At 61.8% G+C, this 9,737-nt stretch carries 6 protein-coding genes, 3 pseudogenes and 1 other annotated feature; of the genes and pseudogenes, 6 read left to right on the top strand and 3 right to left on the bottom strand.

All coding sequences use genetic code 11. The features are described from left to right. Positions 1-587 precede the first annotated feature (587 nt). Positions 588-1,342: pseudogene (locus tag AVE30378_RS22035) on the bottom strand (IS3 family transposase); the annotation flags it as partial. Beyond that, positions 933-1,049 (bottom strand) — a sequence feature (AL1L pseudoknot). It overlaps the preceding pseudogene by 117 nt. A 62-nt stretch (positions 1,343-1,404) precedes the next feature. Continuing rightward, positions 1,405-2,211: an AraC family transcriptional regulator gene (locus AVE30378_RS22030; RefSeq protein ID WP_129243271.1), complete on the bottom strand. Its 807-nt coding sequence runs from the start codon at positions 2,209-2,211 to the stop codon at positions 1,405-1,407. 242 nt (positions 2,212-2,453) lie between these two features. Here AVE30378_RS22030 and AVE30378_RS22025 point away from each other — a divergent pair. Further along, positions 2,454-3,626 (top strand): annotated as a pseudogene (locus AVE30378_RS22025) (MFS transporter); the annotation flags it as partial. A 56-nt stretch (positions 3,627-3,682) separates the two neighbouring features. Here the strand turns inward: AVE30378_RS22025 and tnpB are convergent. Beyond that, the gene (gene tnpB / locus AVE30378_RS33150) at positions 3,683-4,072 is read right to left on the bottom strand and encodes an IS66 family insertion sequence element accessory protein TnpB (protein ID WP_404814445.1); all 390 of its coding nucleotides are present in this window, start codon (positions 4,070-4,072) and stop codon (positions 3,683-3,685) included. 406 nt (positions 4,073-4,478) lie between these two features. On the opposite strand from tnpB, the gene AVE30378_RS22015 reads away from it, so the two are divergent. The 5 genes and pseudogenes from AVE30378_RS22015 to AVE30378_RS21990 all read left to right on the top strand — a co-directional run bounded on the left by AVE30378_RS22015 (position 4,479) and on the right by AVE30378_RS21990 (position 9,734). After that, entirely contained in the window at positions 4,479-5,471 is a 993-nt protein-coding gene (locus tag AVE30378_RS22015; protein ID WP_129243268.1) for an IS5 family transposase, read from the top strand. A 614-nt stretch (positions 5,472-6,085) separates the two neighbouring features. Further along, positions 6,086-6,227 (top strand): annotated as a pseudogene (locus tag AVE30378_RS33145) (IS3-like element ISDet2 family transposase); the annotation flags it as partial. Positions 6,228-6,393: 166 nt separating this feature from the next. After that, positions 6,394-7,770, top strand: coding sequence for an acyclic terpene utilization AtuA family protein (locus tag AVE30378_RS22000; protein ID WP_129243262.1), 1,377 nt, complete (start codon positions 6,394-6,396; stop codon positions 7,768-7,770). Positions 7,771-7,781: 11 nt separating this feature from the next. Further along, positions 7,782-8,099: an AtuA-related protein gene (locus tag AVE30378_RS21995; protein ID WP_129243260.1), complete on the top strand. Its 318-nt coding sequence runs from the start codon at positions 7,782-7,784 to the stop codon at positions 8,097-8,099. Between the two features lie 30 nt (positions 8,100-8,129). Next, positions 8,130-9,734 (top strand): carboxyl transferase domain-containing protein, encoded by a 1,605-nt coding sequence (locus AVE30378_RS21990; protein ID WP_129243258.1) that lies wholly within the window; start codon positions 8,130-8,132, stop codon positions 9,732-9,734. Positions 9,735-9,737: the final 3 nt, after the last annotated feature.

Below are 9,737 nucleotides of genomic sequence, written 5' to 3'. Positions count from 1 at the left end.
ATTGACCATGATCGCAAGGTCGCATAATCTATGCCGCACCCGCCGTCCCAACCTTCAACTGTCTGTGGGACATTGCCCCTTCCCCAGTTCACATGCTGGACTCAACGCATGGGCGAGGCTGCCTGTCGCAGTCTTTATCCTTGCTTGCCGCAAGTCGTCGCGAACACCACGGTCTAGCTGCGCGCTCCCCGTGGACCCTTGCTGATCAGCTTACCTGTCCGGTCAGCAATCGTGCCGCCGGGCCATACGTGTGACCGGCAACAGTTCGCGTCCTGCCCGTAAAGCGGTGTGGGCAGGGGTGACATTTCAACCCTCAGATGCGGTTTAACAGGTTCGTGTTCCTCAACCGTCCCATGCTCAGCCTGGAGGCTCATCTTGGCGTAACCGCTTCGCCGCAAGCCCCGTTTCCCACGGACTACGTCACCTTGCCAGTGTCGGCAAGTCACCGCCGCTTCGGCTCACTTCCTCTCGCAGCAGAGGAAGGGCATGCCCCGGTACTACAACGTCAACTCCTCCGGGTACTGCATTCCAAACATGCTCAAGCAGTTTCACCCCCATACGGGCGGGCCACGCTGGCTGGGCGTACCGTAGGTGAAGTCCGAGACCCAGAGCTGGTTCGGCCGATCCGCCCGGAACTGCCGGTTGACGCGATCCAGCGGCTGGGTGGCCGCATCGTCGGGAACTGTGGTGCGCAACCGCTTGCCGCGCCGCACGCCTTGCAGGCCCTGGGCGCGCATCAAGCGCTCGACCGTGCAACGGGCAACCGCCACGCCTTCGCGGTTCAGTTGCCGCCAGACCTTGTCAGCGCCGTACACGCGATGGTTCTCCTGCCAGACCCGATGGACATGCGGCTTCAGATGTTCGTCACGCCGAGCGCGGTCGCTGCGCCGCGATGGATCGCGCAGCCGCGCGGCGTGGCGCCGATAGGCCGACGAGGCAACCTGCAACACCTTGCAGATCGGCTCGACCCCGTAGACCTCCCGGTGCCGGTCGATGTAGGTGTTTACGACTTCAGCTTGCGGTCGAGCTCCGCCTGCGCGAAAAAAGCGCTGGCCGTACGCAGAATGTCGTTGGCACGGCGAAGTTCGCGCACCTCTCGTTCTAAGGCCTTGATCCGCTCGCGCTCGCTGGTGGTCACGCCATGGCGCTGCCCGCTGTCGACTTCATGCCGCTTGACCCAGGTCAGCAGCGTCTGCGCCGAGCAGCCGATCTTGGGCGCAATGGACTCGACCGCCACCCATAGCGACGGGTACTCGCTGCGGGACTCCTGCACCAGGCGCACCGCGCGCTCGCGCACTTCCGGGGAAAACTTGTTCGCGTTGTTCTTGCTCATGGCTCGCATTCTCTCAAGAGTTGGAGCCTCCGCGATACCCGGGGCGATTCAAGCTGCCAATTGGCTGAACTTCAGATAGTGGGCATGGATCGCTTACGCATATAGGCCAGCGGACTTAATTTCATATCCGAACGGAATGCGTATATGAATGCAGAGGTGGAGTTGTAGCCGAGTTCCATTGCCGTCCTCGTCACGTCCATCCCGTTTTCCAGAAACTCGATGGCGCGAAACAACCTGAGCTGGCGGCGCCACGAACGCATGGTAACCCCCATGTCTGCCAGGAATTTCCGAGCGAGCGTGCGGCCCAACATGCCGAATTCCACGCCCCATTCTTTGGGACCGCGCGGGTCTGCAGGGTCGTTGTACAGCGCCTCGCACAATTCGGATAAGGTCGCGCTCTGCGGCCACGAAAGCGCCGACGAGACCGGACGAGCGCGCAACAGTTGATCGAGTATCAACTGATAAATTCGCCCGAAATAACCGTCGCTGTCAGTCGCGGCATCGAGAGCTGAAGCCTCTAGGATCAGCGCCTTCAGAAAGGGGGACATACCAAATACGGTTGCGCTTCGCTCGCAAAGTGGGCCTCCGGGCGCGTCAGCAAGCCAGAGGCTGCGGAATTCGGCTCCAAGGAAAGAGCCGACACGATGCACCGTTCCGGGAGACAGCCAGGCGGCATGCTCCGGCGAAATCACAAACGAACGGCCGTCGGCGACGACGGTCAGCACGCCGGAGATGGCGTAGACGACTTGATTCCACTCATGAGTGTGCTCGGCGAAGTAATGTCGGGCAGGAATAGACTGCACCCGCTTGGTCATGGGCTGGGGTGGTACGGCATCCGGAGAGCGCGCGATTATTTCCCACTTCGTTTTTTTCGCCATTTGTCTCTTATTCTACATTGATTGACTTTTCATCGAAAGACTGCATCGCCGCCTTTCTATCTAATAGTGCGTATTTGCCAGCGCCGCGTCAGTGGCTACTGCTGTTCGCGAGCTAACTGGCGCGAGATTCAGAGAGACCTAAACAGCCCGTGTCACACGTTCGAGATACAGCTACCGACTCCGTTCCCATATCTGCCAAACCTTATTCGCACACCGATGTCAGGCGTGTCATCGCAGGCGTCATGTTGTGCATCCTGCTGGCCGCACTTGACCAGACTGTGGTGATCCCGGCGGTCCCCGCCATCGCCGGCGACTTGGGTGGATACGAGCAGCTCTCCTGGATCGTCGCCGCCTACCTGATCGCATCGACCATCAGTACACCGATTTACGGGAAGCTGTCGGACACCTATGGACGTCGGCGCCTGCTGACGACTTGCATCGCTCTCTTCATTGCGACCTCGGCACTGTGCGCACTGGCGCAGTCCATCGACCAACTCATATGGTTCCGCGCACTGCAGGGCTTGGGAGGAGGCGGACTGATGGCGTTGGCGCAGGCCGCCATCGCCGATGTGGCGCCGCCGCGCGAACGTGGCCGCTATCAGGGCTACCTGTCCGCCGTATGGGCGCTGGCTTCCATCAGCGGGCCGCTGGTGGGCGGTCTCGTCGCCGAGCAGTGGTCCTGGCGTTGGATCTTCTGGATCAACCTGCCGCTGGGCGCCGTGGCTATGTGGGTCTGCAACAACGGACTCAAACACATCAGCGTGGTAACCCTCCCTGGCAAGCCCCGCATCGACCTACTGGGAATGCTGTTGCTCGCCGGCGCGATCTCGTCCTTGCTGCTCGGGCTGAGCTGGGGTGGCAACGAATACGCATGGACCTCCTACCAGATTCTGGGCATGGTGGTGATGGGCTGCGTCCTGATCGGCCTGCTGCGCTGGCAGGAACGGCGGGCCAGCGACCCGGTGCTTCCCCCCTCGGCCTTTGCCAGCCCCAGCTACGTCTCCAGCGTCATCGTCTCCACACTGGCGGCCGTCGTGCTTTTTGTCTGCCTGTTCTCCATTCCGCTGTATTTCCAACTGGTCCGCGGCGCAACAGCCGCGACCTCGGGCCTGTATGTGGCGCCTTTCATGCTGGCCAACGTCTGCGGGAATGTCCTCGGCGGCATGTACGCGCGCCGCTACGGTGCGATACGTGGGGCGTTGCGGATGGGTTCTGCAGCCAGTTGTGTCGGACTGGTTCTTATGGCTGCGCTGCCGCTCGATGCACCCGTATGGATGCGGGTTGCCGCCATGGTCATCACGGCGCCGGGTATAGGCATATGCCTGCTGGGAACCATCATGAGTGCCCAGAACGCTGTAGCCACGAAAGACATCGGTGCTGCCACTGGCGGATTGCTCGTGCTTCGCTCGGTGGGCGGTGCTGGCGGATCGACACTGGCGGGGGCCATCATCGCCTCCGGGCTTGGTATCGCTCATGGCACGCTGGAGCACGGACGTTCGGCGTTGCAAGGTCTGTCTGAAACTTCCCAACTCGCGACCAACTTCGAGCTGGTGTATGGCATCGCCGCCCTGGTGTGCGCCATCGTGTTCATCGTTGCCCTGCGCATGCCCGATACGCCATTGCGTAGGGCGCCCCATTGCGTCGTGTCCAGTTCAACATGGGGACCGTTCAAGGCATCGGCCCAGACAAACTTGCCCCGGTTCAAACGTCGGGCGGCCAGCCAGACGCCAATGCCGTCATGGACCAGCACCTTCATACGATTAGCGCGCCATAGGTTGGCAAAGCAGTACGCATGATGCGGCCGCGCCGCACCGAATACCGCCACCACACGCGCCAATGCTGTGCCCGCGCCTGCGCGCATATCCAGCGGTTCGGTGGCTAGCCAGATGGCTTCGACGTGAATCATCGCAGCCACTCGCGAAGGAGATCGACGCACTGTCCCGCGGCGCTCACCGGCCAGGAAACGTTCACCGTGCTGGGGCCACGCTTCAGTTCCAGATGGATGGACTCATTGCTGCCCGCTTGCGGCGGTGGACTGAAGGGGATAGGGATAAATGGAGTAGCTGCCTGCGGTGACGACACCGTCAGTGCCGTCTGCGGGTGTGCCGACAGATTCCCATCACTCAGGGAATGGTGCCCATAGCGTTCATGTTCTGTGACCCATCGATGCAAGACATTAGGGAAACGCTGATTAATGAAGCTCGGCGGTCATCGCTAACGTAGCCGAGAACGTTATAGAAGGCAGCTCACGGAACGGACCCACGACGATGAAGAGGCAGATCGGCTTCGCGGAAGCGGAAATTGCAGGCAAGAAGCGCGTGACGAGGCGCCAACGCTTCCTGACGGAGATGGAGAAGATTGTGCCGTGGCAGCGCTTGCTGTCGGCAATCGAACCGCATTACCCGAAGGGCACGCGAGGCCGTCCGCCGATTGGCTTGGAGCGAATGCTGCGGATCTACTTCCTGCAACAGTGGTACGGCTTGTCGGACGAAGGTCTGGAAGACGCGCTGTATGACAGCATCGCGCTGCGCGCCTTCGCCGGCATCGATCTGGCGGTCGATAACGTGCCGGATGCGACTACGCTGTTGAAGTTCCGGCGCCTGCTGCTCGAGCATGACCTGACGCGAAAGCTGTTCGACGAGATCGGCATCACGCTGTGCGAGCGTGGACTGATGATGAAGGAAGGCACGCTGGTTGATGCGACGATTATTGAGGCACCGCCGTCGACCAAAAACGCCGGGAAGAGCCGTGACCCGGAGATGCATCAAACGAAGAAGGGCAACGAGTGGCACTTTGGGATGAAAGCCCACATTGGCGTGGACGCCGATTCGGGCCTGATTCACAGTGTGGTTGGCACGGCGGCCAATGTGTCGGATGTGTCGCAGGCGCATGCCCTGCTGCACGGACATGAAGAGCAGGCGTTCGCCGACGCGGGCTACATTGGCGTAGACAAGCGCGAGGAAATGAAGGGCACGACGGTGAAGTGGCACGTCGCGGCCAAGCGCGGAAAGATCAAGGCGATGTCGGAAGGCCCGCTGAAGGACCTGGTGATGGCGGCCGAGCGGACCAAGGCGCAGATCCGCGCCCGGGTCGAGCATCCGTTCCATATCGTCAAGAACCTGTTTCACCATCGCAAGACCCGATACAAGGGCTTGGCCAAGAACACGGCGCAACTGTTCAGCCTGTTCGCTCTGGCGAATCTGGTGATTGCGCGAAACCTGTTGCGATCGGTTCATGGGAGCAGTCCGTCATGTGTGTGAAAAATGCGAGCAGGCAGACTCGTTTGCGAACCAAATTCACCGAAATGAGCGCCGATTCGATTCGTTATCCAGAAAATTCGACGCCCCTTCATCTGCAAGCGGACCAGGCAGCTCATTAATCAGCGTTTCCCTTGAGGGCATTGCCTTCAAAGACGGCGAACCGGTGCAAGACGATCGGCCGGTTCAGCAGAAACTCGCCGCCTGAAATCGACCGTCACGATGCTGCCCATACACCATGCATGGACGCCCCCGGCTTGCCAAGCTCTCATTTGTAACGGAGCGAAGGTATTGATGGCAGCCATGCATCCGGACTTCGCTGTCCGGCGCACGGCCGGCGGTCCCTGATGGAATGCGCTGGTCGGGCTCTCATCACTCTTGCGTACTCTTACACACATTGGTGTACCCAGAGTTTCCCAGCCTCGGCCTGGCGCAGGAACCCGATGATCTGCTCTTCGGTAAATCGGCTCGTCTTCATGTTCATCATTCTCCACGTTGATGGACTCCACTTCGTACAGCCTGGTACGGCCAGCGGGGGGGGGGGCAGGTCAGCACTGCATCGCAGCTACATCCCGTTCGGCGGCACGTTCCTGACGTTCTCCGACTACTCGCGCAATGCGCTGCAGCAGCGCGAGTTGGCACAGGAACGGCCACGGTTTGGCTTGCCCCGCCTGCGCGTGTTGCTGCGCCGGGAGGGGCTGGTCCAGAACCACAAACGGGTTAAGCGACGGTACCGCCCAGAAGGCCTGTCGCAACGCCTGAAACCGCGAAAGAGGCGTCCGAGACATTGGCGTGTAGTCATGCCCACGCCCAATGGGGCCGACGAAAGCTGGGCCTGTTGTGCGGCCCCCCTTGACGTCCATTTACTCAAACAATAAAATGAAAATTAAATCATTAAAATGAAATTACGACAAGGAGACCCAAAATGGTCAGGCACGTAAGACTTGGAGCGGGTTCCGGGTTCTGGGGGGACGCTCAGGATCCGGCTCAAGAGTTGTTGGAACGGGGAAATCTGGATTACCTGTGCTTCGACTATCTGGCTGAACTGACCATGGCGCTGCTGCAGCGGCAGAAGCTCAAGCGGCCGGATGTCGGCTACGTGCCGGATGCCGTCCAGACCATGATCAACCTGCTGCCGCGCGCCACCGCCGTGGGAACGAAGCTGATCTCCAATGGCGGTGGGGTGAATCCGCGCGCCGCCGCCCATCGCATTGCCGAAGGCGCGCGCCAGGCAGGACTTGCCGGCACCCGCATCGCCCTGATTGAAGGCGACGACATGCTGGACAAGCTCGACGACCTGATGGGGCAGGGGGCTCCGCTACGCAATATGGATACGGGCGACGCGAATTTCGCGGCCATCCGTGACCGCGTCGTCTGTGCCAATGTCTACACCGATAGTTCGGGCATCATTGAAGGCCTAGAGGGCGAGGCGGACGTGGTTATCGCCGGACGGGTTTCGGACAACGCGCTTTACGTGGGGCCGCTGGCCCACGAATTCGGCTGGCGGCGCGACGCCGCGCACATAGATCGTTATGCGGCGGCCGTGACACTGGGCCACATTGTCGAGTGCGCGGCCGGCTGCTCGGGCGGGATGTCCTCACGGTTCGGGGAGATGCCGCACATGGGGCGAGCAGGATTTCCCATTCTTGAAGTGGGCGCGGACGCCGAGGCCGTCGTCACGAAGCTGTCCGGCACTGGCGGCCGTGTTGATGAATGGACGATCAAGGAGCATCTGGTCTACGAGGTGGGCGATCCGCGCCGCTATCTTATGCCCGACGCCGTGGCCGATTTCACTTCCCTGAAACTGATCGATGAGGGAGAGGACCGCGTACGCGTCAGCGGCGTGCGCGGTGAAGCAGCGCCCGACCTGTGGAAGTTGGTGGTCGGTTACCAAGACGGGTGGATCGGCGAGACCATGGCGTTTTTCCCCTGGCCATACGCCTATGACCGCGCCGTAAAGGCGCGCGAAACCATGCTCGAACGTTTCGAACGCATGGGACTGGCCGCCGAACAGATTCACTTCGATTTTGTTGGACTCAACACCTTGCACGGTCCCGCAGCTACCTTCCCGGGGCGCGAACAGGCCAACGAGCTGCCCGAAGTCGGGCTGCGTTGCGCGGTGCGTACACGCACGGCCGAAGAGGCCGACAAGGTGCGCCGCGCGGGCACGAACCTTTGGATCATGGGTCCGGGCGGCACGTCCTTCGGCACCCCAATGAAACCGCGCCCCGTCATCTCCCTGTGGCCGACGCTGATCCCGCGGGCCGCCGTCGAACAGAAAACCGAAATCCTGAAGGCCTAAGGAGGGCTCTGATGACGCTTCAAGTGAAAGACATTGCCTATGTCCGGTCCGGAGACAAGGGGGACGTGTGCAGCGTGGGGCTGGTAGCCCGCGGGCCACTGGAGTACGCGCAGTTGCTAGCTAGCGTGACGCCGGCCGACGTCAAGGGTCTATACGGTGATTGGGTCTTGGGCGAGGTGGAATGCTACCCGATGGACAACATCGGCGCCATGATGGTGATCATGCGTCATGCGCTGGGAGGGGGGGCGACGCGCACCCTGCGGTTGGACCAGACAGGAAAGTCACTGGGGCATGCGCTGTTGCGCCTGCCGGTGCGAGATCCGAGCTGAATCCCTGCAACCCAAGACGATATTGAACATATGGCTATTCTCTCTTCCCGCCTCGGATCGGGCAGCCCGAAGTTTGTCGCGAATGCGGCGGCGTATGACGAATTGCGTGCACCGCTGCTCGCTGCAAGAGAGCGTGCGGTTGCCGGTGGCGGCGAACGCGCGCGGCAAGTGCATCTGGCGCGCGGCAAGCTGCTGCCGCGCGAACGCGTCAATATTTTGCTGGATCCCGGCACGCCTTTCCTGGAGATCGGCCAGTTGGCGGCCGACGGCGCGTACGAGGGGCAGTCGCCAGGGGCCGGCATCATTACCGGCGTCGGCATCGTCGCCGGACGAGCCTGCATGATCATGGCCAACGATGCTACGGTCAAGGGAGGAACCTACTACCCGCTGACCATCAAGAAGCAGCTGCGCGCCCAGGCCATTGCCCGCGAGAATGGCCTGCCTTGCGTCTATATGGTGGATTCCGGTGGCGCCTATCTGCCTTTGCAGGGCGACCTATTTCCGGACGAGCAGCACTTCGGCAAGATTTTCCGCAATATTGCCGAGATGTCGGCCGTTGGCCTGAAACAAGTCGCAGCAGTGCTGGGAGCCTGCACCGCGGGTGGGGCGTATATCCCGGCGATGTGCGATGAAACTGTGATCGTCGACAATGCGGGCATGATCTACCTGGGCGGACCGCAGCTGGTGCAGGCCGCCACCGGCGAAGTGGTCGACGCCCAGGACCTGGGGGGGGCGGACACGCACACACGCCTGTCCGGAGTAGCCGACCATTTCGCGAATGATGAGTTGCACGCGCTCGAGTTGGTGCGTGGCATCCTAGGACGTTGCGGGGCCGCTGCTCTTGCGCCGCCGCCCGGCCCGTGCCGGCCGCCCCGCTTCGATGTGGCGGAATTGCCCGGGCTCATTCCCGCCAATCCCAAGCAGGCGATACCTATGCGGGACGTGCTGGCGCGATTGATGGACGGTAGCGAGCTGGTGCAGTACCGCGAGCGCTATGGCTCCAGCCTTATCTGCGGCACGGGCTCGATCGGCGGCTACCCCGTGGGCGTGCTCGCCAATGATGGCGTGCTCTTCGGGCAGAGCGCCCAAAAAGCGGCCAACTTCATCGAGTTATGTTGTCAGGTGGACATCCCGCTGGTGTTCCTGCACAACATTAGCGGCTTCATGGTGGGAGTTCAGTACGAGCAGGGCGGCATTGCGAAGGACGGCGCCAAGATGATCAACGCCGTGTCCACCGCCCGGGTGCCGAAATTCAGTGTCATCGTCGGCGGAAGCTACGGAGCGGGCGCGTACGCTATGTGCGGTCGTGCCTTTGGGCCACGGCTCATGGCTATGTGGCCCAACGCCAGGACCTCCGTGATGGGCGGGGAACAGGCCGCCACCGTCCTGGCGCTGGTGCGCGCTGATCAACTTGCCCGCCAAGGCAAGGATTTCAGCGCCGAGGAGGCCGAGGCATTCAAAGCGCCCATTCGCGATACTTATGGCGCGGAAAGCACCGCCCTGAACGCGGCTTCGCACCTGTGGGTGGATAGCGTGATCGAGCCCGCCGATACCCGCGACTGGCTGACGTTGGGCCTGGCGCTAGCTGCTGGTGGGCCGAAAGAACCCACGCGCTTCGGCGTGTTCAGGATGTAGCCT

Origin of the sequence: Achromobacter veterisilvae (assembly GCF_900496975.1) — a bacterium.
GTDB lineage: Bacteria > Pseudomonadota > Gammaproteobacteria > Burkholderiales > Burkholderiaceae_B > Achromobacter > Achromobacter veterisilvae.
The sequence above is the reverse complement of the archived record's forward strand: the minus strand, read 5'-3'. Positions and strand labels throughout refer to the sequence as shown.

Coding starts and splice junctions, on each gene's coding strand:
- AVE30378_RS22030 (WP_129243271.1), bottom strand. CDS start 2,211: ATGGCGAAAAAAACGAAGTGGGAAATAATCGCGCGCTCTCCGGATGCC.
- tnpB (WP_404814445.1), bottom strand. CDS start 4,072: ATGCGCGCAGGCGCGGGCACAGCATTGGCGCGTGTGGTGGCGGTATTC.
- AVE30378_RS22015 (WP_129243268.1), top strand. CDS start 4,479: ATGAAGAGGCAGATCGGCTTCGCGGAAGCGGAAATTGCAGGCAAGAAG.
- AVE30378_RS22000 (WP_129243262.1), top strand. CDS start 6,394: ATGGTCAGGCACGTAAGACTTGGAGCGGGTTCCGGGTTCTGGGGGGAC.
- AVE30378_RS21995 (WP_129243260.1), top strand. CDS start 7,782: ATGACGCTTCAAGTGAAAGACATTGCCTATGTCCGGTCCGGAGACAAG.
- AVE30378_RS21990 (WP_129243258.1), top strand. CDS start 8,130: ATGGCTATTCTCTCTTCCCGCCTCGGATCGGGCAGCCCGAAGTTTGTC.